The sequence below is a fragment of the Rhizobacter fulvus genome (genome assembly GCF_964020785.1).
The window spans coordinates 1,109,125-1,132,977 of the sequence record NZ_OZ224516.1 but is presented as its reverse complement, the minus strand read 5'-3'; the positions used below and the strand labels follow the sequence as shown (position 1 = coordinate 1,132,977).

The 23,853-nt window shown below is 67.6% G+C and carries 23 protein-coding genes; 14 read left to right on the top strand and 9 right to left on the bottom strand.

From position 1 onward, the window contains the following. Window positions 1-86: 86 nt before the first annotated feature. The 3 genes from ACWH49_RS05470 to ACWH49_RS05460 are packed head-to-tail and all read left to right on the top strand — an operon-like array spanning window position 87 to window position 3,749. Window positions 87-1,835: a M61 family metallopeptidase gene (locus ACWH49_RS05470; protein WP_448170544.1), complete on the top strand. Its 1,749-nt coding sequence runs from the start codon at window positions 87-89 to the stop codon at window positions 1,833-1,835. A gap of 56 nt (window positions 1,836-1,891) precedes the next feature. Next, the gene (locus ACWH49_RS05465; protein ID WP_448170543.1) at window positions 1,892-2,938 is read left to right on the top strand and encodes a DUF3108 domain-containing protein; all 1,047 of its coding nucleotides are present in this window, start codon (window positions 1,892-1,894) and stop codon (window positions 2,936-2,938) included. Window positions 2,939-2,960: 22 nt separating this feature from the next. After that, window positions 2,961-3,749, top strand: coding sequence for an enoyl-CoA hydratase (locus ACWH49_RS05460; protein ID WP_448170542.1), 789 nt, complete (start codon window positions 2,961-2,963; stop codon window positions 3,747-3,749). Window positions 3,750-3,753: 4 nt separating this feature from the next. On the opposite strand, the gene ACWH49_RS05455 is transcribed toward ACWH49_RS05460, so the two are convergent. Together ACWH49_RS05455 and lysS are read right to left on the bottom strand one after the other, a co-directional pair. Then, on the bottom strand, window positions 3,754-4,314 hold the full coding sequence (locus tag ACWH49_RS05455) for a pyridoxamine 5'-phosphate oxidase (protein WP_448170541.1): 561 nt from the start codon (window positions 4,312-4,314) through the stop codon (window positions 3,754-3,756). A gap of 2 nt (window positions 4,315-4,316) precedes the next feature. Continuing rightward, window positions 4,317-5,795: a lysine--tRNA ligase gene (gene lysS / locus ACWH49_RS05450; protein WP_448170540.1), complete on the bottom strand. Its 1,479-nt coding sequence runs from the start codon at window positions 5,793-5,795 to the stop codon at window positions 4,317-4,319. 106 nt (window positions 5,796-5,901) lie between these two features. Between lysS and ACWH49_RS05445 the strand changes: the two genes are divergently transcribed. The 11 genes from ACWH49_RS05445 to ACWH49_RS05395 all read left to right on the top strand — a co-directional run bounded on the left by ACWH49_RS05445 (window position 5,902) and on the right by ACWH49_RS05395 (window position 17,242). Beyond that, complete coding sequence (locus ACWH49_RS05445) at window positions 5,902-6,960, top strand: Gfo/Idh/MocA family protein (protein ID WP_448170539.1); 1,059 nt, start codon at window positions 5,902-5,904, stop codon at window positions 6,958-6,960. Next, window positions 6,960-7,541: an acyltransferase gene (locus ACWH49_RS05440; protein ID WP_448170538.1), complete on the top strand. Its 582-nt coding sequence runs from the start codon at window positions 6,960-6,962 to the stop codon at window positions 7,539-7,541. Before ACWH49_RS05445 ends, ACWH49_RS05440 begins: the two co-directional genes overlap by 1 nt. After that, window positions 7,538-8,647, top strand: a complete 1,110-nt coding sequence (locus ACWH49_RS05435) for a DegT/DnrJ/EryC1/StrS family aminotransferase (RefSeq protein ID WP_448170537.1) — start codon at window positions 7,538-7,540, stop codon at window positions 8,645-8,647. The genes ACWH49_RS05440 and ACWH49_RS05435 overlap by 4 nt, the downstream gene beginning before the upstream one ends. A 78-nt stretch (window positions 8,648-8,725) precedes the next feature. After that, on the top strand, window positions 8,726-9,946 hold the full coding sequence (locus ACWH49_RS05430) for a lipopolysaccharide biosynthesis protein (RefSeq protein ID WP_448170536.1): 1,221 nt from the start codon (window positions 8,726-8,728) through the stop codon (window positions 9,944-9,946). 7 nt (window positions 9,947-9,953) lie between these two features. Continuing rightward, window positions 9,954-10,529: an acyltransferase gene (locus ACWH49_RS05425; protein WP_448170535.1), complete on the top strand. Its 576-nt coding sequence runs from the start codon at window positions 9,954-9,956 to the stop codon at window positions 10,527-10,529. A gap of 10 nt (window positions 10,530-10,539) precedes the next feature. Then, entirely contained in the window at window positions 10,540-11,652 is a 1,113-nt protein-coding gene (locus tag ACWH49_RS05420; protein WP_448170534.1) for a glycosyltransferase family 4 protein, read from the top strand. Continuing rightward, window positions 11,649-12,881, top strand: coding sequence for a glycosyltransferase family 4 protein (locus ACWH49_RS05415; RefSeq protein ID WP_448170533.1), 1,233 nt, complete (start codon window positions 11,649-11,651; stop codon window positions 12,879-12,881). Before ACWH49_RS05420 ends, ACWH49_RS05415 begins: the two co-directional genes overlap by 4 nt. Beyond that, window positions 12,878-13,573 (top strand): class I SAM-dependent methyltransferase, encoded by a 696-nt coding sequence (locus ACWH49_RS05410; RefSeq protein WP_448170532.1) that lies wholly within the window; start codon window positions 12,878-12,880, stop codon window positions 13,571-13,573. The genes ACWH49_RS05415 and ACWH49_RS05410 overlap by 4 nt, the downstream gene beginning before the upstream one ends. 2 nt (window positions 13,574-13,575) lie before the next feature. Further along, window positions 13,576-14,739 carry a DegT/DnrJ/EryC1/StrS family aminotransferase gene (locus ACWH49_RS05405; RefSeq protein ID WP_448170531.1) on the top strand — a complete coding sequence of 388 codons (1,164 nt, stop codon included), beginning with the start codon at window positions 13,576-13,578 and terminating at the stop codon, window positions 14,737-14,739. Window positions 14,740-14,747: 8 nt separating this feature from the next. Beyond that, entirely contained in the window at window positions 14,748-15,344 is a 597-nt protein-coding gene (locus ACWH49_RS05400; RefSeq protein WP_448170530.1) for a sugar transferase, read from the top strand. Then, window positions 15,341-17,242: a polysaccharide biosynthesis protein gene (locus tag ACWH49_RS05395; RefSeq protein ID WP_448170529.1), complete on the top strand. Its 1,902-nt coding sequence runs from the start codon at window positions 15,341-15,343 to the stop codon at window positions 17,240-17,242. The genes ACWH49_RS05400 and ACWH49_RS05395 overlap by 4 nt, the downstream gene beginning before the upstream one ends. On the opposite strand, the gene ACWH49_RS05390 is transcribed toward ACWH49_RS05395, so the two are convergent. From ACWH49_RS05390 to ACWH49_RS05360, 7 genes are all read right to left on the bottom strand, one after another. Further along, window positions 17,236-18,336, bottom strand: coding sequence for an MraY family glycosyltransferase (locus tag ACWH49_RS05390; protein ID WP_448170528.1), 1,101 nt, complete (start codon window positions 18,334-18,336; stop codon window positions 17,236-17,238). The two genes, ACWH49_RS05395 and ACWH49_RS05390, sit on opposite strands and share 7 nt — an antisense overlap. A gap of 87 nt (window positions 18,337-18,423) precedes the next feature. Further along, window positions 18,424-19,167 carry a glycosyltransferase family 2 protein gene (locus ACWH49_RS05385; RefSeq protein WP_448170527.1) on the bottom strand — a complete coding sequence of 248 codons (744 nt, stop codon included), beginning with the start codon at window positions 19,165-19,167 and terminating at the stop codon, window positions 18,424-18,426. Next, window positions 19,164-19,904: a glycosyltransferase family 2 protein gene (locus ACWH49_RS05380; protein WP_448170526.1), complete on the bottom strand. Its 741-nt coding sequence runs from the start codon at window positions 19,902-19,904 to the stop codon at window positions 19,164-19,166. The genes ACWH49_RS05385 and ACWH49_RS05380 overlap by 4 nt, the downstream gene beginning before the upstream one ends. A gap of 17 nt (window positions 19,905-19,921) precedes the next feature. Next, entirely contained in the window at window positions 19,922-20,686 is a 765-nt protein-coding gene (locus ACWH49_RS05375; RefSeq protein WP_448170525.1) for a glycosyltransferase, read from the bottom strand. Continuing rightward, a complete protein-coding gene (locus ACWH49_RS05370) occupies window positions 20,676-21,740 on the bottom strand; it encodes an EpsG family protein (RefSeq protein ID WP_448170524.1) in 1,065 nt (354 codons plus the stop codon). The genes ACWH49_RS05375 and ACWH49_RS05370 overlap by 11 nt, the downstream gene beginning before the upstream one ends. Window positions 21,741-21,826: 86 nt before the next feature. Beyond that, a complete protein-coding gene (locus ACWH49_RS05365) occupies window positions 21,827-22,765 on the bottom strand; it encodes a hypothetical protein (protein WP_448170523.1) in 939 nt (312 codons plus the stop codon). Continuing rightward, window positions 22,765-23,853 (bottom strand): DegT/DnrJ/EryC1/StrS family aminotransferase, encoded by a 1,089-nt coding sequence (locus tag ACWH49_RS05360; protein ID WP_448170522.1) that lies wholly within the window; start codon window positions 23,851-23,853, stop codon window positions 22,765-22,767. The genes ACWH49_RS05365 and ACWH49_RS05360 overlap by 1 nt, the downstream gene beginning before the upstream one ends.

Genomic DNA, 23,853 nt, shown 5'->3' with positions numbered 1-23,853 from the left:
TTTGAATTTTCAGTAATTACTGAAAAGTGGATATTCCGGCAAATGTGAACATCGGTCGGCCGCGGCGTGGCTCTTTGATAGATTCGATGCCCATGATCACCTACGCCGTCTCTGCCCACGACACCCACGCCCACCTGTTCCGCGTCACGGTGCGCATCGATCGCCCGGCCGCCGATCAGCGCCTGAGCCTGCCGGCGTGGATCCCCGGCAGCTACCTGGTGCGTGAGTTCGCGCGTCATCTCTCGGGGCTCGTCGCGTCGCAGGGTACGCGCGAGGTGCCGCTCACGCAACTCGACAAGGCGACGTGGGCGGCCCGATGCGACGGGCGCGCGGCGTTGCAGGTCAGCTACCTCGCCTATGCGTTCGACACGTCCGTGCGCGCCGCCTTCCTGGACGCGGCGCGCGGCTTCTTCAACGGCACCTCGCTGCTGCTGCGCGTCGAGGGGCGCGAGGCCGAGCCGCACCGCCTCGCGCTGCGCAACCTGCCGCCCGGCTGGGAGGTCGCGACCGCGATGCGGCCGGTGCAGGTCGATGCCGGCGGGCGCGGCACCTACGAGGCGGCCGACTACGACGAGCTCGTCGACCACCCGGTCGAGCTGGGCCGGTTCTGGCGCGGCCGGTTCGAGGCCCACGGCGTGCCGCACGAGTACGTGGTCACCGGCGCGCTGCCGGATTTCGACGGGGCGCGGCTGCTCGCCGATGCGCAGCGCATCTGCGCCGCGCAGATCGGGTTCTGGCACGGGCGCAGGAAGCCGCCGTTCGAGCGCTACGTCTTCCTGCATCAGCTGCTCGAGGACGGCCACGGCGGGCTCGAGCACCGCGCCAGCACCGCGCTGATCTCGGCCCGGCGTGACATGCCGGTGCGCGGCCGCACCGAAACCTCGGACGGCTACGTGAACCTGCTGGGCCTGATCAGTCACGAGTATTTCCACACCTGGAACGTCAAGCGCATGCGCCCGGCCGATTTCGCGGCCTACGACTACACGCGCGAGAACTACACCGAGCTGCTGTGGTTCTTCGAGGGCTTCACGTCGTACTACGACGACGTGTTCCTGCTGCGCACCGGGCTGATCGACGCGCCGCGCTACCTGCGGCTGATCGCGCGCACCGTCAGCGGCGTGCGGGCGATGCCGGGGCGCCGGGTGCAGAGCGTCGCGCAGGCGAGTTTCGACGCCTGGGTCAAGTACTACCGCAGCGACGAGAACACGCCGAACGCGACCATCAGCTACTACACCAAGGGCTCGCTGGTCGCGCTCGCGATCGACCTGACGCTGCGCCGGGAGGGCCGCGGCACGCTCGACGACGTGATGCGGGCGCTGTGGACCGCGAGCCGCGGCGGCCCGATCGACGAGGCGCAGATCGCCGCGGCGCTCGCGCAGGTCGGCGGGCGCTCGTATTCCGCCGAACTGGCGGCCTGGGTCCACGGCACCGACGAGCTGCCGCTGCAGGAGCTGCTGGGTGCCTGCGGCATCGACTGGACCGAAGACGCGGCCACGCTGGCGCAGCGCCTGGGCGTGCGCGTCGCCGAGAGCGCGCTGACCGGCGTGAAGGTCAGCCACGTGCTGCGCGGCGGTGCCGGCGAGGTGGCGGGCCTCGCGCCCGGCGACGAGCTGCTCGCGATCGCCGGCTGGCGCGTGCGCCGGCTCGACGATGCGCTCCGCGTGCTCGAACCGGGCCGCGCGGCGCCGCTGCTGGTCGCGCGCGATCAGCGCGTGCTCGGCCTGACGCTGACGCTCGAAGCGGACGCCGCCGGAATGGGCGGCGTGTCGCTGCGGCCCGCCGCGACCCCGGCCAGGACCGCCGCGGCGCTGCGCAAGGCATGGCTCGCGGCCTGAGACTGCTGTTCGGAACGTCGCCATCGTGGCGCCGCCGGGGTGCGGCTGTCGCGCTCGTGCTCGCCGTGGTCCTGCTGCATGGCTGGGTCACGCAGCGGGTGATCGACGGTCTCGAAGGCCTCTCGGCGGACCGCGACAGGCCGGCGCGCATCGAGGTGGCCTACGTGCGGCAGATGGAACTGACGGCGCCGCCGCCGACCGCCGCGCCCGCGGCGCCGCCACCGCCTGCCGCGGTCGCCGCGCCGCGTCCGCGCCGGCCCAAGCCCGCGAAGCCGGCGTCCGCCCCGGAACCGCGCCGTGAGGCCGAGCCGGTGGTCGCGGCGGCGAGCGCACCGGTGGTCGAGGCGCCGGTCGACACGCCGGTGGCGTCCGAGCCCGCACCGGCCACGCCGGTGGCGGCAGTGCCCGCCTCAGGCGCGGCCAGCAGCGGCGTGCCGTTCGAGTGGCCGGCCTCGACCCGCATGAGCTACGTGCTGACCGGCAACTACCGCGGCGAGGTCAGCGGCACCGCGCAGGTCGAGTGGATCCGCAGCGGCTCGCGCTACCAGGTGCATGTCGACTTCATCGTCGGCCCCACGTTCGCGCCGCTGATCACCCAGCGTTCCAGCAGCGACGGCGAGATCACCGCCAATGGCCTGGCGCCGCGCCGCTACGACCAGGACATCAAGTTCCTGACCACCACCCGGCCGCGCCAGACCATCCTGTTCGACACCGGCGGCGTCGTGCTCGCCAACGGCGACGTGCGCCCCTCGATGCCGGGGCTGCAGGACACCGCGAGCCAGTTCGTGCAGCTGACCTACGTGTTCAGTACGCGGCCCGAGATGCTGAAGATCGGCGGCAGCGTCGACATCCCGCTCGCGCTGCCGAAGAAGGTCGCGGTCTGGACCTACGACGTGGTCGAGGAGGAGACGCTGAACACGCCCTTCGGTCCGCTCACCGGCATCCACCTGAAGCCGCGCCACGCCGACCAGAAGGCCGGCTCGCTCAGCGTGGAGATGTGGATGTCGCCGCAGCTGCGCTACCTGCCGGTGCGGCTGCGCTTCGAGCAGGACCCGCAGACCTTCGTCGACCTGATGATCTCGAAGCCGCCCGAGATACAGTGACGAATCCACCCGAGGACACCCCATGAGCTACGAGAACATCCTGACCGAGACCCGCGGCGAGGGCGCGCGCCAAACCGGCCTGATCACGCTGAACCGTCCGAAGCAGCTCAACGCCCTGAACGACGGGCTGATGGACGACCTGGGCGCCGCGCTGAAGGCGTTCGACGCCGACCCCGGCATCGGCTGCATCGTGATCACCGGCAGCGAGAAGGCCTTCGCCGCCGGCGCCGACATCAGCGCGATGGCGAAGTACGACCTGACCGACACCTACGGCGGCGACTTCATCACCCGCAACTGGGAGACGATCCGCACCATCCGCAAGCCCGTGATCGCCGCGGTGTCCGGCTTCGCGCTCGGCGGCGGCTGCGAGCTGGCGATGATGTGCGACTTCATCATCGCCGCCGACACCGCGAAGTTCGGCCAGCCCGAGATCAAGCTCGGCATCATCCCGGGCGCCGGCGGCACGCAGCGCCTGCCGCGCGCGGTCGGCAAGGCCAAGGCGATGGACATGATCCTGACCAGCCGCATGATGGACGCGGCCGAGGCCGAGCGAGGCGGGCTGGTCTCGCGCGTCGTTCCGTTCGCGGAACTGATGACGGTGACGCTCGCCGCCGCCGAGGCGATCAACGAGCTGAGCGCGATGAGCGTGATGGCCGCGAAGGAGAGCGTCAACCGCGCGTTCGAGGGCACGCTGGCCGACGGCGTGATGTTCGAGCGGCGCCTGTTCCACTCGATGTTCGCGACCGCGGACCAGAAGGAAGGGATGGACGCGTTCCTGAACAAGCGCAAGGCGCGGTTCACGCAACGCTGATCGATCAGGGCTGGAGCCAGCGTCCGCCTGCGCTGTCGAACCTGGCGCGGCGGTGGCCGTCGGCGTGGAGCTCGAGCCAGTCGATCGATTCGATCTCGGCGGCAACGACAGCGAAGAACGCACGTTGCGCGGCCGCCGCCACGCCGGTGCCCGCGGGCACCGGGGCGCCGGGCGCGTGCGGCGCCAGGTAGTCTTGCGCGGCCGCGGTGTGCTGCAGCCGGGCCCAGCGCGAGGTGACGCCCAGGCCGTCGGTCTCGACGCTCAGCCGCACGCGGCAGCGCAGCTGCCAGCGCAGCGCGTTCGACCACATCACCAGCGTGCCGTGCGGGCGGGCGGCGATCTGCGCGACCTTGCCGGCGCGTTCGTCCGTGTAGACCACGAGCTGGCGGTCTGCGGTCGACACCTCGCGCAGGATCACGGTGCGCGCGTCGGCGGCGTCGCCGTCGACCGTTGCCAGCACCGGCGTGCGCCACGGGTGCGAGCGCTCCGTCACCGCGGCCTCGAGCTGCTGCCAGAGCGCGCGCTCGATCTCGGGCAACGACGCGAGTCGCGGCCCGGCGTCCACGCTCAGCCCTCCTTGCGCAGCGACGGGAACAGGATCACGTCGCGGATGCTGGGCGAGTCGGTGATCAGCATCACCAGGCGGTCGATGCCGATGCCGCACCCGCCGGTGGGCGGCATGCCGTACTCGAGCGCGCGGATGAAGTCGGCGTCGTAGTACATCGCCTCCTCGTCGCCGGCCTCCTTGTTCGCGACCTGCGCCTGGAAGCGCGCGGCCTGGTCCTCGGCGTCGTTCAGCTCCGAGAAGCCGTTCGCGTACTCGCGGCCGGTGATGAACAGCTCGAAGCGCTCGGTGATCGACGGGTTGGTGTCCGACGCGCGCGCCAGCGGCGAGACCTCGACCGGGTAGTCGATGATGAAGGTCGGGTCCCAGAGCTTCTCTTCGACCGCGGCCTCGAACAGGCCGAACTGCAGCTCGGCCAACGTCCAGTGCGCCGGCGGTTCCTCGCCGAGCGACTTGAGCTTCGCGTGGAGCGCAGCGGCGTCGCCGGCTTCCGCCTGGGTCAAGCCCGCATGCACGACCAGCGCCTCGCGCACCGACAGGCGCGCGAACGGCTGGTCGAGCGCGACCGGCTTGCCGGCGTAGGTGATCGCCGCCGAGCCGGTCGCCACCCGCGCGGCGTGGCGCAGCACCTCCTCGGTGAAGTCCATCAGGTCGTGGTGGTTCCAGTACGCGGCGTAGAACTCCATCATCGTGAACTCGGGGTTGTGCCGCACCGACACGCCCTCGTTGCGGAAGCTCCGGTTGATCTCGAACACGCGCTCGAAGCCGCCGACGATCAGCCGCTTCAGGTACAGCTCGGGCGCGATGCGCAGGAACATCTGCTGGTCGAGCGCGTTGTGGTGCGTCACGAAGGGCTTGGCGTTCGCGCCGCCCGGGATCGGGTGCAGCATCGGCGTCTCCACTTCCATGAAGTGGTGCTCGACCATGAACTGGCGGATCGACGACAGCGCCTTGCTGCGCGCCGCGAAGCGCGCCCGGGCGTCGCCGTCGGTGATCAGGTCGACGTAGCGCTGCCGGTACTTCTGCTCCTGGTCGGCCATGCCGTGGAACTTGTCGGGCAGCGGGCGCAGGCTCTTGGTCAGCAGCCGCAGCGCGCTGACGCGTACCGACAGCTCGCCGGTCTTGGTCTTGAAGAGCGCGCCTTCGGCGCCCAGGATGTCGCCCAGGTCCCAGTGCTTGAAGCGTGCGTAGGCGTCCTCGCCCAGCGCATCGCGGGTCACGAACAGCTGGATCTGGCCGGTGCCGTCCTGCAGCGTGCCGAAGCTCGCCTTGCCCATCACGCGCTTGAGCATCAGCCGGCCGGCGACGACGACGTGGATGTTCAGCGGCTCGAGTTCCTCGTTCTCCTGGTCGCCGTGCTGGCGCAGCAGTTCGGCGGCGTGGTGCTTCGGCTTGAAGTCGTTCGGAAATGCGATGCCTTGCTGGCGGATGGCCGCCAGCTTCTCGCGGCGTTCGGTGATCAGCTGGTTTTCGTCGGACATGGGGGGCTTTGCGAGTGAGCCCGCGATTTTAGAGGGCGGCGTCGCCACGCCCTCAGTGCCCCTAAAATCGCGCGTTTGCCCCGTCGGGGGCGCCGCGTCGCCTTCCATGTCCACACCCAGCGTGATCCTGAACCGCAAGCTCCGCGTCGCCCTGGTCGGCTGCGGGCGCATCGCGCAGAACCATTTCGCGGCGCTGAAGCAGCATGCGGCGCGGGCCGAGCTGGTGGCGGTCTGTGACAACCACCCGCCCAGCCTGGCCGTGGCCGTCGCGACGACCGGGGTGGCCGGCTTTGCCTCGCTCGACGAGCTGCTGAGCGGCTCCGACGTCGACATCGTCGTGCTCGCCACGCCGAGCGGCCTGCATTCGCGCCAGGCGATCAAGGTCGCACAGGCCGGCCGCCACGTGATGAGCGAGAAGCCGATGGCGACCAAGTGGGACGAGGGCGTGGCGATGGTGCGCGCCTGTCGCGACGCCGGCGTCAAGCTGTTCGTCGTCAAGCAGAACCGGCTGAACGCGACGCTGCAGCTCGTCAAGCGCGCGGTCGATGCCGGCCGCTTCGGACGCCTGGCGATGGTCAACGTCAACGTGTTCTGGACCCGCCCGCAGGCCTACTACGACGCCGCGCCCTGGCGTGGCCGCTGGGACATGGATGGCGGCGCCTTCATGAACCAGGCCAGCCACTACGTCGACATGGTCGACTGGCTGGTCGGCCCCGTCGACAACGTGCATGCCTATACCGCCACGCTCGCGCGCAACATCGAGGCCGAGGACAGCGGCGTGATGAGCCTGCGGCTGCGCAGCGGCGCGCTCGCGTCGGTCAACGTCACGATGCTGACCCACAACAAGAACTTCGAGGGCAGCATCACGCTGCTGGGCGAGCGCGGCACCGTGCGGGTCGGCGGCGTCGCGGTCAACAAGATCGAGCACTGGGAGTTCGACACCGCGCACGAGGACGACGCGAAGGTCGCGAGCGCGAGCTACGGTGTCGAGAGCGTCTACGGTCCGGGCCATCCGCTGTACTACGACAACGTGATCAACACGCTGCGCGGGGAGGCCAATGCGGCGGTCGACGGCTACGAGGGCCTGCGCTCGCTCGAGGTGCTGATCGCTGGCTACCGCTCGGCGCGCGACGGCGTGCGCGTCGGCCTGCCGCTGGTGTTCTGATGACCGCGACGATCCACCCCTCCGCGATCGTCGACGACGGCGCGCAGCTCGGCGCCGGCACCCACGTGTGGCACTTTGCGCACGTGTGCGCGGGGGCCCGCATCGGCACCGGGTGCTCGCTGGGGCAGGGCGTGTTCGTCGCGAACCAGGTGATCATCGGCAACAACGTGAAGATCCAGAACAACGTGTCGGTCTACGACGCGGTCACGCTGGAGGACGACGTGTTCTGCGGCCCGAGCATGGTGTTTACCAACGTGCACAACCCGCGCTCGGCGGTGCCGCGCAAGAACGAATACCGCCCGACGCGGGTCCGGCGCGGCGCGACGCTCGGGGCCAACTGCACCGTCGTCTGTGGCACGACGATCGGCCGCCACGCCTTCGTCGGCGCCGGCGCCGTGGTGAGCCGCGACGTGGCGGATTTTGCGCTCGTCGTCGGTGTGCCGGCCCGGCGCATCGGCTGGGTCAGCCGGCACGGCGAGCGGCTCACCTTCGCCGATGGTGCGGCGGTCTGCCCGGCCACCGGCGAGCGCTATGTGCTGCTCGACGGCGTCTGCCTGCCGGCCGACGAGGTGCGGACATGACGGCGCCGCTCGATTTCATCGACCTCAAGAGCCAGTACGCGGCGCTGAAGGTCTCGATCGCCGAGCGCATGCAGCGCGTGCTCGACCACGGCCAGTACATCATGGGGCCCGAGGTCGCCGAGCTCGAGGCGAAGCTCGCCGCGTACACCGGTGCGAAGCACTGCGTGACGGTCGCGAGCGGCACCGAGGCGCTGCTGATCGCGCTGATGGCGCTCGACCTGAAGCCCGGCGACGAGGTCGTCACGACGCCATTCACCTTCGCGGCCACGGCCGAGATGATCGTGCTGCTCGGCGGCGTGCCGGTGTTCGCCGACATCGAGCCCGACACCTGCAACATCGACGCGTCGCTGATCGAAGCACAGATCACGCCGCGCACCCGCGCCATCGTGCCGGTCAGCCTGTACGGCCAGTGCGCAGACATGGACGCGATCAACGCGATCGCTGCCCGCCACGGCCTCGCGGTCATCGAAGACGCTGCGCAGAGCTTCGGCGCCACCTACCGCGGTCGCCAGAGCTGCCACCTGAGCACGATCGGCTGCACCAGCTTCTTCCCCAGCAAACCGCTCGGCTGCTATGGCGATGGCGGCGCGCTGTTCACCGACGACGACGCGCTCGCACAGGCCGCGCGCGAGATCCGCGTGCACGGCCAGAGCGCCCGCTACACCCACACCCGCGTGGGCGTGGGCGGGCGCATGGACACGCTGCAGTGCGCGGTCGTGCTGGCCAAGCTGGAGCGCTTCGAGTGGGAGATCGCGCAGCGGCTCGCGCTCGGCGAGCGCTACCGCGCGCTGCTGTCGGACCTGGCCGGCGTCGACCTGCTCGCGGTGCGCGACGAGCGGGATTGCGTGTGGGCGCAGTACACCGTCTTCGTCGAGAGCCGCGCCGCCGTGCAGTCGGCGCTGAAGGCGCAGGGCATTCCGTCGGCCGTGCACTACCCGAAGCCGGTGCATCACCAGGCCGCGTATGCGCGCTACGCGTCGGTGGACGACCTGCCGCACAGCATCGCCGCGGCAGCGCGCGTGATGAGCCTGCCGATGAGCGCCGACCTGACGCACGCGCAACAGGACCGCGTCGTCGCGGCGCTGCGAGGCGCAGTCGCCAGATGAGGTCCGACGCCTGTCGCTTCGCGCATCCAACTCGACCTGCGCGCCGACACAACTGAAATGGTACGACCAGGCGCCAGCATGGTGCGCGCGACGTTGACCTTGCTCGTCGGGAGCGTGCTCGCGCAAGCGTTGCCGCTTTTTCTCGGCCCCTTGGTCACCCGGCTATACACGCCCGATCAGTTCGGGCACTACACGGCGTTCTCGGCCGTTCTCGCGAACATAGCCGTCGTAGGTTGCGCGCGTTACGAATTTGCATTGCCACTCGCGCGCGACGATGCCGAGGCGCGCGACCTGCTCGCGCTGTGCCTGCGCGTGTTGCTGGGCGTTACGTTGGCGACGGCGCTGGGCGCTGGGTTGGGCGTCTTGGTGGCCGGTGGCGGTTTCTATTGGTTGTGGTTGCCGTTGGGCGTGTTGGCCGGCGCGACGGTGCAGACCTTGACGCTGTGGGCGACGCGCGCGCAGCGATTCCCCGCGCTGTCGGCTAGTCGCTTCGTGCAGTACGGCGGTGGCGCCATGTTGCAGGCCGGCTTCGGCGTCGCGCAGTTCGGCGGTTGGGGCCTCATGGCCGCGCCAGTGCTGGCGAGCGCGCTGGCGGTTCCCGGGCTTGCACGTCCCGAGCCCAAAGGTGGGTGGCTTGCGCTCGGTTTGGTACCAGCGGTGCGCTTGCGCGAGGTCGCACTGCGACACCGCGACTTTCCGATGCTCAACACACCGCACGCCTTTGCCGCTGCCCTGCAGGACACACTCGCAGTCGCGTTGCTGGTTGCGCTGACGGGCGAGGCGGCGGCGGGCTTTTGGGGCCTGGCACTGCGCTATCTAAAGGCGCCAGCTTCTCTGATCGGTGGTGCGGTCTCGCAGGCTCTCTACTCGCGGCTTGTCGAGGCTCGGCCCGCCGAAGCTCGCGCTACAGTGCGTCAGGTTATGCTGACGCTCGCGCTGATCTCGCTGCCGCTCGTCCTTGTTCTACTATTGTGGGGGCCGGCGCTTTTCGCGCTGGCGTTCGGCGAGCCTTGGCGTGATGCCGGTCAACTCGCTCGTGCGCTCGCACCATATATTGGCGCACACTTCGTAGCGGCGCCTCTGGGCGTTGTCACGCTCGCGTGGCGTGCGCAGGGCTGGGCTCTGCGCTTCTCGCTTATCGGCCAGGTAATCTTCGTCGGCGCGCTTGCACTAGGGTTGCACCTGGGCGGGCTTACAGGTGGTGCATGGGCCGTTTCCGCGGCGATGCCAATTTACTTCGGCATCTATTTCTGGTCACTCTCGACTTGGAGAAACGTACCCGATGTCCGCGCTAATTAGGGCCTGGATGAACGCCACGCGACGCGCGCTCGTACGCGCGTTGGCGCTGCGCATCGTGTTCGGCGAGCGCGACGGCGCGGGTCGGCTCCTGCCCTTAACGAGGATCTCGCCATCGTGTTGTATTGAGCATCCGGAGGGCCTTTCGCTCGCAGACGATGTGTTTATCGGTCACTACAACGTGATCGAGGCACGGCAAGGCGTGTGCATAGAGACCGGCGTTCAGATTACTAACTTCGTTAGCATCATCACTCACAGCTCTCACCGAAGTCTGCGACTGATGGGCCGTGCTTACGGCACAGTGCCGATCGAGCAGCGGCCCGGGTTCATCAGCGGTTCGGTGCACATCGGTGCCTTTTGTTTCATCGGCCCGCACAGCGTCATCGAGGCCAACACGCGGCTCGGAAAGGGTTGTGTGGTCGCCTCGCACAGCCGCGTCCGCGGTGAGTTTCCCGACTTCGCGGTGATTGCGGGTACGCCTGCACGCGTCGTCGGCGACACGCGTGAGGGTGATGCGGCGCTGCTCGCCCGCTACCCGGAGTGGCGCACCGACTATGAGCGATGGGCGGGTAGGTCGGATGATTGAGTACGGGACCGTGTCCGCGCAACCGCTGCGTGTCGTCTTGATAGGCGATGCGCAGAGTCCGCACCTGCTGAAGTGGGCGCGCGCATTGGCGGCATCGGTTGGGGTCGAGGTGTGGGCAGCATCGACTCGCGGCTTCGTCGCCGAGTTCGACGCGATCGTACCTTCGCAACGTAGGCTAGCGCTCGAAACAAGGCCCCTTCATCGCGGCGGCAATGTCGGTGTTTTGGCGGCGCTGCCGCGGCTCGCGCGTTGGTTGCGCGAGGTCGATGCCGACTGGCTTCATGCGCACTACCTGACCTCGCACGGTACGCTGGCTTGGCTTGCTCAACGGGGCTGGCACCTTCGGGCACGTCTTGCCGGGTCGGCATGGGGCACGGACATCTTACTGACCCCGAAGCGCTCAGCGGCGCAGCGTTGGCTGATCCGACGCGTCCTGCGCGCTTGCGACGTCGCGACTAGCGATTCGGCCTATATGGCAGACCGCATGCGCGAACTGGGCGCGCGCGAGGTCATGACCTTCCCGTTCGGTCTGGAAGCGCTGCCGCCTGAGTCTGGTCCGAAGCAGCCATGGCTGGTATTCGCGAACCGGGGACTCGAACCGCTCTACCGTCCCCAGCGGATGCTCGCGTTGTTCGCAACCCTCGCTAGATATGAGCCGCGCGCGCGGCTGGTCGTCGCCAACGATGGGACGTTGGCTGGGTCCTTGCCCGGTGTGGCGCGCGCGCTCGGTCTCAGCGTCGGTAAAGTCGATGCCGGCGCGCAGGTCGAGTTCGTCGGTCGCCTCGATCAGGTGCAGCAAGACTTCTGGTATGCGCGCGCTGCGTTTTACCTCAGCGTACCTGCGAGCGATTCGGTGTCCGTCTCGGTCCTCGAGGCGATGGCACAGGGTTGCATCCCGTTGCTGTCCGATCTGCCGGCGAACCGCGAACTCATAGAAAGCAGCGCGAACGGCCTGATCATCTCCGACGCTGCAGTCGCACTCGAACTGCCGATGCTCTTGACGTTGGACGCTGCCGCCTCACAGATTGCCGCACGCAACCGCGCATGGATCGCGCGGCATGGTCTGTTTGCACCAGCCGTGGCGCGCTTTGTCGCGCGTTTGCAAGACGGTATGCGCTCGTGAACATCCTGCTCGTCAACCACTACGCCGGCTCGCCGCAGCACGGCATGGAGTACCGCCCGTACTACCTGGCCCGCGAGTGGGTGCGGGCCGGGCATCGTGTCCAGATCGTCGCCGCGGCGTACTCGCACGTGCGCAGCCACCAGCCGGCGATGCCCGGCGCCGGGCAGGCGCTGGACGAAACGATCGACGGCATCGCCTACCGCTGGCTGGCGGCGCCGCGCTATGTCGGCAACGGCGTCGGGCGGGTGCGCAACATCTGGGCCTTCCTGAGCGGGCTGTGGCGCGAATCGGGAAGGCTGGTGCGTGCGTTCCAGCCTGACGTGGTGATCGCCTCCAGCACGTACCCGATGGACATCTGGGTCGCCCGGCGGATCGCGCGGCTGGCAAAGGCCAGGCTGGTCCATGAGGTGCACGACTTGTGGCCGGCGTCGCCGATCGAGCTCTCGGGCATGTCGCCGCGGCACCCGTTCATCGTGCTGTGCCAGAGAGCGGAGAACGACGCGTACCGCGACGCCGACGTCGTCGTCTCGATGCTCCCCAAGGTCGCCGACCACATGCGCGCGCACGGCCTCGACCTGCGCAAGCTGCACATCGTGCCGAACGGCATCGCGCCGGAGGATTGGGCCGGCGCCGCGCCGGAACTGGCCGGTGAGTTGCAGGCGCACCTGGATGCGCAGCGGGCCAGCGGGCGGATCGTCGTCGGCTATGCCGGGTCGCACGGCCTGCCGAATGCGCTCGACGTGCTGCTCGATGCCGCCGGATTGCTGCGGGACGAGCCGTTCGCGTTCGTGCTGGTCGGTGATGGCCACGAAAAGGCGCGGCTGGCGAAGCGGGCGGCCGACGAAGGCCTGAAGAACATCGCGTTGTTCCCGCCCATCCCGAAAGCCCGGATCCCGGCGTTGCTGGCGCGCTTCGACATCGCCTACATCGGCTGGCAGCGCGTGCCGATCTACCGCTTCGGCATCGCGCCCAACAAGCTGATGGACTACATGATGGCGGCGCGACCGGTCCTGCATTCCGTCGAGGCCGGCAACGACCCGGTGGCCGAGGCGGGTTGCGGGTTGACCGTGACGCCGGAATCGCCCGCCGCGGTGGCCGCCGGTTTGCGCACGCTGGCTGCGCTGTCGCCCGCCGAGCGCGCCGCCGCGGGCGCACGCGGACGGGCCTTCGTGCTCGCGCATCACAGCTACCCCGTGCTGGCGCGGCGCTTCATCGAGGCCGTGTCGTGAGCGACGAGCGCGAACTCGACGCGGTGGCGGGCCGCTATGCCCGGCGTGGCGGCCCCGATCGCTACGCGGCCAGCCGGCCCGATACCTGGCAGTCGATGCAGGAACGCCAGCGCGCGCTGCTGCGGCTCTTCGATCGACTCGGCTTCGACGACCTGGGCGCCCTGCGGCTGCTCGAAGTGGGCAGCGGCGGCGGCTGGAACCTGCTCGAGCTGTTGCGCCTCGGCTTTGCGCCGGAGCACCTGAGCGGCGCCGAGCTGCTGCCGGAGCGCGTCGCGATGGCGCGCCGATTGCTGCCGCCGGGCGTCACGCTGTTCGAGGGCGATGCGCTGCGCATGGCCGTGGAACCGGGCTCCCAGGACGTCGTGTTCGCGTCGACCGTGTTCTCGTCGCTGCTCGACGATGCGTTCCAGCAGCTCCTGGCCGACGCGATGTGGCGCTGGGTCAGGCCCGGCGGCGGCGTGCTCTGGTACGACTTCACCATCGACAACCCGCGCAACCCGGACGTGCGCGGCATGCCGCTCGAACGCGTACGCGCGCTGTTCCCGCACGGCGAGCTGCAATCCCGGCGCGTCACGCTCGCGCCGCCGATCGCGCGCGCGGTGACGCGGGTGCACCCGGCCCTCTACACTCTGTTCAACCTGCTGCTCCCGCTGCGCACCCACGTGCTGGCGTGGATCGCCAAACCCCGCTGACCATGCCCGACACCTTGCCGTTCCTGCCGTTCGCGCTGCCCGAGATCGGCGAGGCCGAGATCGCCGAAGTCGTCGACACGCTGCGCTCGGGCTGGGTCACGACCGGGCCGAAGGCGAAACGGTTCGAAGACGACTTCGCGGCCTTCCTCGGCGACGCGTCGCTGCACTGCATGGCCGTCAACTCGGCCACTGCGGGCTTGCATCTGGCGCTCGAGGCGCTCGGCATCGGTCCGGGCGACGAGGTCATCACGACCACGCACACCTTCACCGCGACCGCCGAGGTCGTGCGCTACCTCGGTGCCGACGTGGTGCTGGTCGACATCGATCAGGCCACGCTGTGCATCGACCCGGCGCTGGTCGAGGCGGCCGTCACCCCGCGGACCAAGGCGATCATGCCGGTGCACTACGGCGGCCTCGCGGCGGACATGCCGGCGTTGCTCGACATCGCGAAGCGTCATGGCCTGAAAGTCGTCGAGGACGCCGCGCATGCGCTGCCCACGACCAGCGGCGGCGCGCTCGTCGGCACGCTGGATTCGGACGCGACCGTGTTCAGTTTCTACGCCAACAAGACCATCACGACGGGCGAGGGCGGCATGGTCGTGACGCGCGACGTCGATCTCGCGAAGCGCATCAGGACCATGCGCCTGCACGGCATGAACCGCGATGCGTTCGACCGCTTCACCGCGAAGGTGCCGAGCTGGTACTACGAGATCGTCGCGCCGGGGTTCAAGTACAACCTGACCGACATCGCGGCGGCGATGGGCATCCACCAGCTGAAGCGGGCGCGGGCGTTCCATGCGCGTCGCGCCGCGATCGCGCACGCCTACCACGCTGCGTTCGCGGAGCTGCCCCTGATCGTGCCGCCCGACGCGCCCGCGGGCGAGCTGCATGCCTGGCACCTCTACCCGTTGCGGCTGGCGGATGCGGCGGCCATCGATCGCGATGCGCTGATCGAGCGGTTGTTCGCCGCCGGCATCGGCTGCAGCGTGCACTACATCCCGCTGCACCTGCAGCCGTATTGGCGCGATCGGTATGCGCTGCGCGCCGAGTCCTTCCCCCACAGCCAGCGGGCGTTCGAGCGCATGCTGAGCCTGCCGATCTACACCCGCATGACGGACGCGGACGTGCAGCGTGTCGTCGCCGCGGTGCGTCGCGCGCTCGGCTGATGCGGGCGATGGCCAAACGCCTCCTTGATCTGCTCGGCGCCGGCCTCGGGGTGCTGTTGCTGTCGCCGCTGCTGCTCGGCATCGCGTTGTGGATCAAGCTGGACTCGCGCGGGCCGGTGTTCTTTCGGCAGGAGCGCGTCGGCCGTTTCGGGGCGCTTTTTCGCATCCACAAGTTCCGCACGATGCGGGTCGATGCGCCGTCGCTGGGCCCGCAGCTCACGGTGGGGGCCGATCCGAGGATCACGCCCGCCGGCCACTTCCTGCGACGCCACAAGCTCGACGAATTGCCGCAACTGATCGACGTGGTGGCCGGAACCATGAGTCTGGTCGGTCCGCGCCCCGAGGTGCCGCGCTACGTGGCGATGTACCCGGCCGCGTTGCGCGACAAGGTGCTGTCGGTGCGGCCCGGCATCACCGATCCGGCGTCGATCGAATACCGCGACGAGGGCGCGTTGCTCGCCGCGGCCAGCGACCCGGAGCGCGTCTATGTGGAGCAGGTGATGCCGGCGAAGCTGCGCTTCGCGGCGGCGTACGTCGAACAGCGCTCGATGGCGGGCGACCTGCGCCTGATCGGCGCGACGCTGCGGGCGCTGTGCGTGCGATGAACGCCGAACCGTCGTTCTGGCACCGGCTCGATCACCTGCTGGCGCGCGTGCGCGTCCACCGGCGGCCGCTGTCGCTGCTGATCGACGGCCTGGTGATCGCCGCGTGCTGGAACGCGACCTACCTGTTTCGCCTCGGCTTCGAGCGCTGGTGGCACGCACGGCCCGGCTACGACGTGTGGGTGATGCTCGGCGTCATCGCGGTGTACCTGGGCGTGTTCGTGCTGAGCGGCATCCCGCGTGGGATGTGGCGCTTTTCCGGCTTCGGCGAGGTCAAGCGGCTGACGCTGGCGTGCCTCGGCAGCGGCCTCGTCTGCGCCGTGGTGGTGATGGCGCTCGGGCTCGCGCAGGTGCCGCGCGCCGTGCTCGCGCTCCACCCGCTGATCACGCTGATCGGGTTGTGCATGGTGCGCGTGGGCTACCGCATGCTGTACGAGCATGCGCGCTCGCGCATCACAGGCAGCGAGACGGAAGTGCGCCGTGCGATCGTGCTCGGCGCGGGCGAGGCCGCCAAGCTGCTTCTGGCGAGCATCCATCAGCAGGGCTGGATCGTGCTCGGCCTGCTCGACGACGACCCGGCCAAGCGCGGCGCCCGCATCGGCGGTGTCTCCGTATTGGGCACCCTCGACGACCTGACCACGCTCGACATGCTGCCCGAGGTGACGCACGTGATCGTCGCGATGCCGGGCGCCACCGTCGCGAAGCGCCGCCGTGCGATCGATCTGGCCGCCGCGACCGAGCGGCCCGTGCTCACCGTGCCTTCGGCGAGCGAACTGCAGGATGGCAGCGCGCGCGTCGAGCGCGTGCGCGCGATCGAAGCCGAGGACTTGCTCGGGCGCGAGCCGGTCGCGCTGGACGAATCGGGCATCGCCGGCCTCATCACCGGCAAGACCGTGCTGGTCACCGGTGCCGGCGGCTCGATCGGCAGCGAACTGTGCCGGCAGGTCGCGCGCTACCGACCGGCGCGACTGGTGCTGTATGAACTGAGCGAATTCGCGCTGTACCAGATCGAGCAGCAGCTCGGCGAGCTGCATCCGGAGCTGCGGCTGGTCCGCCTGATGGGCGACGTGAAGGACCTGGAGCACCTGCGCGCCACGTTCGCCGCGCAGAAGCCGCAACTGATCCTGCACGCGGCGGCGTTCAAGCACGTGCCGCTGATGGAAGACGAGAACGCCTGGGCGGCGCTGCGCAACAACACGCTGGGCACCTGGAACGCCGCCACGGCTGCGGCCGAGGCCGGTGTCGAGCGCTTCGTGCTGATCTCGACCGACAAGGCCGTCAACCCGACTAACGTGATGGGGGCCAGCAAGCGCGCAGCCGAGATGGTGCTGTCGCATCTGGCGACGCTCGGGCACGCGACGGTGTTCTCGGCGGTGCGCTTCGGCAACGTGCTCGGCTCCAGCGGCAGCGTGATCCCCAAGTTCAAGGAGCAGATCGCGAAGGGCGGGCCGATCACCGTGACGCACCCGGAGATCACGCGTTACTTCATGACGATCCCGGAGGCGGCGCGCCTGGTGCTGCAGGCGGCGGCCCTGGCGGAAACCGGTCAGGTGTACGTGCTGGACATGGGCGAGCCGGTGCGCATCGTCGACCTGGCGCGTGACCTGATCCGGCTGTCGGGGCATCGGGAGCGCGAGATCGGGATCGTGTTCAGCGGACTGCGGCCGGGGGAGAAGCTGTACGAGGAGTTGCTGGCGGATGCGGACACCAGCCTGCCGTCGGCGCACCCGAGGTTGCGGATCGCGCAGTTGCAGATGCAGGTCGATCAGGCATGGGCACAGCAGTTGCTCGCCTGGTTGTCGAGCACGGAGTGTCGTGTACCGGTGGAAGACTTTCGAAGAGAACTGCGCCTGTTCGTCACGGAGTACGCAGCGCTTGACCCCGCGCATCGGCCTTACTGATGCCTGCGGAAGATCAGCCAACGCGGGGTCCTGAAGCGAACGATGCATCGGTAGAGCCACATGTATGTCACCACGAAGAGCAGCAAGAAGCAGGACAGGACGGCTGTGTTGTTCCACCACAGCAGACTGGGAACTACCGAGCTGAGGCACAGCAGCCAGAGGTAGGGCGATGTCATGCTGTTGCGCCGTGTCAGCCGGCGACGCTCGCGGTTCTCTGCCAAGGTCCAGCGAATCAGGCGACGGTGAATGAGCGTGTGCAGGTGGATGCCGTCCGGTGCGGCGGTCGCCACACCCCGCACGACCTTGCGGCGGTACATCGTGAAGATGGTTTCGAAGATCGGGTAGGCACAGATCAGCAAGACGAAGATCGGCGACACCACCGCATTGCGATGAATCAGCAGAACGCTCAATTCCGCCAGCAGGAACCCGAGCAGGTACGCACCGCCATCCCCCAGAAAGATCAGGCCGGCGGGGAAATTCCAGACGAAGAAGCCGAGAACGGCGCCCGCCGTGATGAGCGAGGCGGTGAAGATGAACGTGTCCTGCACCTGGAATGCGACATAGGCGATGGCCAGAACCATCAGCAACACGCACATCGACGCTAAGCCGTTGAAGCCATCGATGATGTTGATGGCGTTGGCGACGCCGGTGACGACAAACACCGTCAATGCCATCGCAATCGGCGTCATCGCGATCAGGGTGTCTACCCCGGGTATGTCGGTGCGAAGGATCACGCCGTCGAGCAGCCATACCGCGAGCCCGGCCGAGCACGCGGTGAAGATCAACCTGCGCCGCGGCGACATCGACTTCGTCAGGTCTTCGGTAACCCCGGACAAAAATGCGGGCAGGCTACAAAGCAACAGAAGCCACAGCGTCGGAGAGTCGGCGGGTTGTTGCCATTGCGCCATCATCACGCACGCGACCAGCGCAACGAAGATGCCGGTTCCACCGACTCGCGGCACGGGCCTCGAATGAAACTTCTGAGGGCCCGAAACATCGTGATCCGCCGAGCGATGCGCATGCTGCGCCGACGATCGGATGATCAGCAGCGTGATCACCAGGGAGGTGAAGAAACTCAGTGTCAGGAATGTCATGCGAGCGCCCGGGTGCGGTTCGGGATTATCGGGGCTCGCGCGGTTGGGGGGTGAAAGCGCCACTCCGCCGTCCTGTGCCCCCGAGCTTCAAAGAAACTGCGGCAGCTTGCGAACGTTCTTGCACATCAGCGTGAACCAGCCACCCACCTTGTTTTGGCGCAACGCACGGAGATCTTCGCTGCTCTTGTTCACCAGGGCAGCGAGCGAGCGATTGCTCGCTCCCCCGGCACGCATCCGGACCAGAACGTCCGGAATGTGGATCGCCTGAGCACCGGGCGCGCTCAGACAGCGAAGTATGAAGTCGTAGTCGGCCGAGATGCGCAAAGCGTCGTTGAACAGGCCCAGCCCCGGCAGGCGGTCGGACCGCAGGTAGAAGGTCGGATGCGGCGGCATCCATCCGAAGCGCAGCCGGGCAGGGTCGAACTTGCCGCTGCGCCAGTGCCTCAAGACCTGCTCGGGTCTGTCCTGCTTCACGTACACCAGGTCACCGTAGATGGCCGCGGCCGTCGGATGACGCAGCGCGGCGGCGGCGATCGAGGCGACTACATTGGGATGTGCGAAGGTGTCGTCTGCGTTGAGAAAGCCGACCAGTTCGCCGCGCGCCAGGCGCAGGCCCTTGTTCATCGCGTCGTAGATGCCCGCGTCGCGTTCGGAAACGATCCTGCTGACGCGTGCGCCCTGGTCGCGGACGATGGCCAGCGTTGCATCCTGCGACGAGCCATCGACGACAATGTGTTCAATGTCGGCATGGGTCTGCTCCGCCACAGAGCGGAGGGTGTCGGTAATTGTCGCGGCGCTGTTGTAGGCCACGGTGATGATGCTGATCTTCATGTCGGCCTGGTACTGTTCGCCGCGTGGTGAGCATGCAGCCCGAGCTTGAACTTCAGCGTGCGCGCGAGCAAGGCATGGATCAGCGCGATGCGCCATCGAACCATCCTGGACACTGATTGCCGACTCGAGGGCGAGACGTTTCCCCCGTGGCGACGGTACTGAAGGTAGGGCACTGGCAGGTAGACCACGCGACCGAGAATCCGCGCCATCGCGCCGAGCCACATATCGTGCATCGGTGCCCGGCGCGGGATGGGCAAGGCAGCCGCCAGCAGCGAGCGGCGCAGCGCCATCGCACAGCCGAGATACCGGTTGCGCCAAATGGTGGCCACGACGCTCCCCCTGAAGCCGCCTCGCGTGGCCATGAACGAAGGCGCCACCATGGAGCCGTTCGCATCGATGACCTGGGCGTCAGAGATCACGGCGAGCACGGCCGTGTCCTGTTCGAAGGCCTGGACAAACGCCGCGCGCTTTCCGGGCAACCAGACGTCGTCCTGGTCGCATAGGAAGACGATCTCGTGAGTCGCCAGTCGCAGTCCGCACTCAAAGCTGGCGATCACGCCCCGGTTCGAAGGACTTCGATGCACGCGCAGCGCGGGAGAATCGACACGCTCGAGCAACACGTGAGACCCGTCGGTCGATGCGTCGTCGATGACCCATAACTCGTCTCCGGGCAGGAGCTGTTCGAGCACGGACTGGAGCTGTTCCCGCAGGAAGCGCTGTCCGTTGTAGACGGCCATGATGACCGAAACGGAGTTCACCACTTCCGCACCAGCTGCTTGAGTCGGAAGTACAGCGGATGCAACAGCAGTACGAGAAGCAGCTTCAGCCGGCTTGTCCGCCCGCACAAGTAGTCGATGGCGTGCTTCTGGCTGAAGGTCTGCAAGCCAGCCGATGTGCCCGCGACGTCGATCGATGCGATCACAGCGTCGATCGTCTTGGACTCGACCGTTCCGCTGGCCAGCAGCGTTGTGAAGTACAGATAGTCGGCCGTGCTCAGGCCAGGTACGGCCACATAGTCGCCATGCCAGGAATGGATGGATCGGCTGTACAAAATGGCCTGGTGATTGAAGAAGCCATCGCTCAGCGAGGGCAGGCACTGCGTCTCTCGTCCCTCGGCCTCGCGACGCACCCAAGCCCCGAAAACAACCTGCTCGGAACCGCGTCGGAGCGAGCCTGCTGCGGCCGACAACGCATCGGCAGATGCAAACATGTCGCCACTGTTCATGAACAGGATGTACTCACCAGAGGCGCGCGCGACAGCCTTGTTCATGGCATCGTAGATTCCCCGATCACGCTCGGAGATGATCAGGTCGATTCGGTCGGCGTACTGCGCGACGATTTCGATGGTCCCGTCGTCCGATGCGCCATCGACGACCAGATACTCCTTGTCCTCGAACGTCTGGTTCAATACCGACTCGATGGTGGATCCGACAGCCGCAACGTCATTGAAGACGACGGTCACAACCGAGATCAACGGCCTGCCCTGCACCGGAGCCGCGTGGCGATCTTCAGCTTGCATCGACGATAAAGATTCCGGAATACCAGATGGCATAGATCAGGAACGTGGCCGAGTAGAGGATCAAGAATCCTCGATAGAGTCCCTTTGCGCGCAAGTGCAGTGACATGCGCCCGGCCAGCAACACCCCGGAGAAGAGAAAGATGTCGCTGATCCGGTAGGCCAGGATGGGAAACGGTGACAGCACGATGAACAGCAGGATGCCCAGCACGTACGTCTGCAGCAGGATTTGCATCGTCGTATCGTCCTTCCACCTTCGATGCAGCAGAAGCAGCGACACGAGCATCACCAAATGTGGCGCCAGGCGATTGAGAAAGTTGACCTTCTCGAAGACGCCCTGGTCGAGCAGATCGAGATAGATCTGCAGCTTCTGGAGATCGACAACCGTCGACAGGGCCGAAAAGCCGCTGAGGTAGATGTCCCGGTCGAGGACGGCAACGAAACCGAGCAGCGCGAGACATGCCGTGATGAGCGCGAACTTGATGCCGCCACGCCGGTCGAGCAGCGGGAACATCAGCAGGGCCAGCAGCCCCGAGTAATGAAACAAGGATGCGAACACGACGCAGCCGATGGCGACCCAGGGTCGGTGTTCCAGGAAGGCCAGGATCGCGAAATAGATCAGCGGCACCGCTACTGCTGCCCGAATCTGGGTGGCGTCCTGGAGCAGGAAGAAGTATGCGAAGAAGACCAGGAAGTAGAAGTCCAGTGCGCCGCCGATCTTGCTGAACAGCCGAAGCTTCAGCGAAATGGAGAGTACCGCCACGACGAAGTACACCGCGAATTGAAGCGTCTCCTCGCCGAGAACGAACGAGAGCGACTTGGTCAGTAGATAGAAGCCCGGTTCCATGAGCCCGTCGAAGGACCAATCCGACGCGGCGATGTCCCGGATGATCTCCTGATAGGTCTCTCGGTCGGAGTTGGAATCGATCGGCTGGAACGCGCAGGCCGCCGCAATGAGCACGACGAGAAGCACGCGAACGGCGGTCCGGTACCGGGACCGACGGCTGCTCTCGAACAGAAAGGGGCCGGCTGCCCAGACGACGACGAACTGGAACATTCAGCCGCACCGATGGCCGAGATGGCCGCGATCGTCATGATTGATCGGACGTGTGCGTCGAGTGGTCGCGGCGCGACCGGGCCTCTTCAATACTTCCATGAGTTCAAGTGGTGCAAGCGCCAGACTTGGTTGTATACGCCGCTGGCCATCCGGCGCAGCGCCCCGCCAATGCCCAACGCGCGCGCTTGCGGGCGCACCTCGACGCCCGCCGCCTCCAGGGACTTGATCGCCTGGCGCAACTCCGCAACGTAGGGCTCGTAGACATGCGTGACGACCGGGCGAGGAAGATAGTAGATCGGCCCAGCATCGAACCTGCGGTCCGGAAGTATCCGGAGCCCATGGAAGTGGTAGATGACGGCCGGGCCGTAAGGATATCGCGTCGCGTTCCAGGGCGCCTGCGCAAGCTCCTGTCTTTGCAGCACGTGAACCAGACCCTTGAATCGGACCGGCCAATCATCGAGGTATTTCTGATCGCCGAACTTTCCATCCTCGAAGCGGGCATGGCACCACTCGATGCAACGGTCCTCCCACCACTGGCGCACTGGCTCGCCGGCATCACGAACGAACGTCATGAACTGCACGCAGTACTGACCCGATGTGGCCGACTGGTCGTATTCGGGCGCATACCCATGATCGGTCATCAGCACTGCGGCGCCCGAGCACTCCAGCTCGGCGAACAGGGGTTCCGGATCTCGTCGGAACCACAGATCGGCGTCCACGTAGGTCACGCGCGAGACCGTGGAGTCGGCTTCGAACACGAAGCGCGGTGCGAAAGGCGTCAGCGTCCAGCAGTACTCGCCGCGCGTGCGCGATGGCTTGACCGCCAGCAATTCCGGGGTTTCCAGCGCGCTCAGTCTCAGCGGCCGAACGTGGGCCAGCGCCAGACGCTCCAACGCGTCGAATGCCGCGTCGTCCACGCACAGGATCCACAACGTATAGCTGGGGGCGTGACGTGCCAGCGAGGCGTTCAGCGCCAGCCCCTGAGCCAGGAACAAGCTGTCGAACAGCGTGACGAAATGCTCCATCACCGAAACGCGTTGATGGCGGCAATGACCGCTTCCAGCTGATCGTCGGCCAATTGGGGGTGGCACGGGAGCGAGAGGCACGCTGCGGCATGCGCCTCCGTGTGCGGCAGACCGCGCGGGTCGCGTCGCAGCGAGGCGAACGGCACCTGCCGGTGTGCGGGCACTGGGTAATGGATGTGGGTCTGGATACCGTGGTCGCCTAGGTGCCGCGCCAGCTCCGTGCGGGCCTCGCAACACACGACGTGCAAGTGGTGCACGTGCGCCTGCAGTTGCCGAGCCGGCGCGAGCGAGCGCACGCGCGGATTGTCGATGCCTGCGTCGTATCGCGCCGCGATGGCGCGACGGCGTTCGGTGAACGGCTCGAGCCACTTCAGCCGCTCGCTCAGCAACGCGGCCTGAATCTCGTCCAGCCTGCTGTTCATGCCCAGTTCCGGGTGCACGTACCGCTCGCTTTGCCCGTAGTTGCGCAGGCGCGCGACGCGTTGGGCCAATTCTTCGGACTGCGTCACCAGGGCTCCGCCGTCACCGATGGCGCCGAGATTCTTGGTCGGGTAGAAGCTGTACGCACCGGCCGCGCCGAAGCTTCCGGCCACCTGCCCGTCCCAGCGGGCCAGGTGCGCCTGAGCGCAGTCTTCGATCAGCTGAACACCGGCGGCGCGACACAGTTCTACCCAGTCCGGCAGATCGCGCACCTGCCCGTACAGATGCACCAGCAGCACAGCCTTCGTGCGCGACGACAGACAACGGCGCACGCTGTCGGGATCTAGGAGGGCCGTTTCGGGATCAATATCCGCCAGCACTGGCACCGCGCCGGCTCGGACGATGGCCAGCACGGTCGCAAAGGCGGTCATTGGCGTCGTGATCACCTCATCGCCGGGGCCGATGTCCAGCCCTCGCAACGCGAGTTCGATCGCATCCATGCCGTTCGCCACGCCCATACAGTGGCGGGCGCCGCAGCGTTCAGCCCAACTCCGCTCGAAGGCTTGTACCTCATGGCCAAGGACGTACCAGCCAGAAGCGAATACGCGCGCCGCGGCGGCAGCCATGGCCTCACGCAGTGCAGCAGGCTCGGCCTTGAAGTCGTTCAT

Coding starts and splice junctions, on each gene's coding strand:
- ACWH49_RS05370 (WP_448170524.1), bottom strand. CDS start 21,740: ATGTTCCAGTTCGTCGTCGTCTGGGCAGCCGGCCCCTTTCTGTTCGAG.
- ACWH49_RS05375 (WP_448170525.1), bottom strand. CDS start 20,686: ATGCAAGCTGAAGATCGCCACGCGGCTCCGGTGCAGGGCAGGCCGTTG.
- ACWH49_RS05385 (WP_448170527.1), bottom strand. CDS start 19,167: ATGAAGATCAGCATCATCACCGTGGCCTACAACAGCGCCGCGACAATT.
- ACWH49_RS05405 (WP_448170531.1), top strand. CDS start 13,576: ATGCCCGACACCTTGCCGTTCCTGCCGTTCGCGCTGCCCGAGATCGGC.
- ACWH49_RS05365 (WP_448170523.1), bottom strand. CDS start 22,765: ATGGAGCATTTCGTCACGCTGTTCGACAGCTTGTTCCTGGCTCAGGGG.
- ACWH49_RS05360 (WP_448170522.1), bottom strand. CDS start 23,853: ATGAACGACTTCAAGGCCGAGCCTGCTGCACTGCGTGAGGCCATGGCT.
- lysS (WP_448170540.1), bottom strand. CDS start 5,795: ATGTCCGACGAAAACCAGCTGATCACCGAACGCCGCGAGAAGCTGGCG.
- ACWH49_RS05445 (WP_448170539.1), top strand. CDS start 5,902: ATGTCCACACCCAGCGTGATCCTGAACCGCAAGCTCCGCGTCGCCCTG.
- ACWH49_RS05400 (WP_448170530.1), top strand. CDS start 14,748: ATGGCCAAACGCCTCCTTGATCTGCTCGGCGCCGGCCTCGGGGTGCTG.
- ACWH49_RS05470 (WP_448170544.1), top strand. CDS start 87: ATGCCCATGATCACCTACGCCGTCTCTGCCCACGACACCCACGCCCAC.
- ACWH49_RS05435 (WP_448170537.1), top strand. CDS start 7,538: ATGACGGCGCCGCTCGATTTCATCGACCTCAAGAGCCAGTACGCGGCG.
- ACWH49_RS05380 (WP_448170526.1), bottom strand. CDS start 19,904: ATGGCCGTCTACAACGGACAGCGCTTCCTGCGGGAACAGCTCCAGTCC.
- ACWH49_RS05395 (WP_448170529.1), top strand. CDS start 15,341: ATGAACGCCGAACCGTCGTTCTGGCACCGGCTCGATCACCTGCTGGCG.
- ACWH49_RS05425 (WP_448170535.1), top strand. CDS start 9,954: ATGAACGCCACGCGACGCGCGCTCGTACGCGCGTTGGCGCTGCGCATC.
- ACWH49_RS05430 (WP_448170536.1), top strand. CDS start 8,726: ATGGTGCGCGCGACGTTGACCTTGCTCGTCGGGAGCGTGCTCGCGCAA.
- ACWH49_RS05390 (WP_448170528.1), bottom strand. CDS start 18,336: ATGACATTCCTGACACTGAGTTTCTTCACCTCCCTGGTGATCACGCTG.
- ACWH49_RS05460 (WP_448170542.1), top strand. CDS start 2,961: ATGAGCTACGAGAACATCCTGACCGAGACCCGCGGCGAGGGCGCGCGC.
- ACWH49_RS05440 (WP_448170538.1), top strand. CDS start 6,960: ATGACCGCGACGATCCACCCCTCCGCGATCGTCGACGACGGCGCGCAG.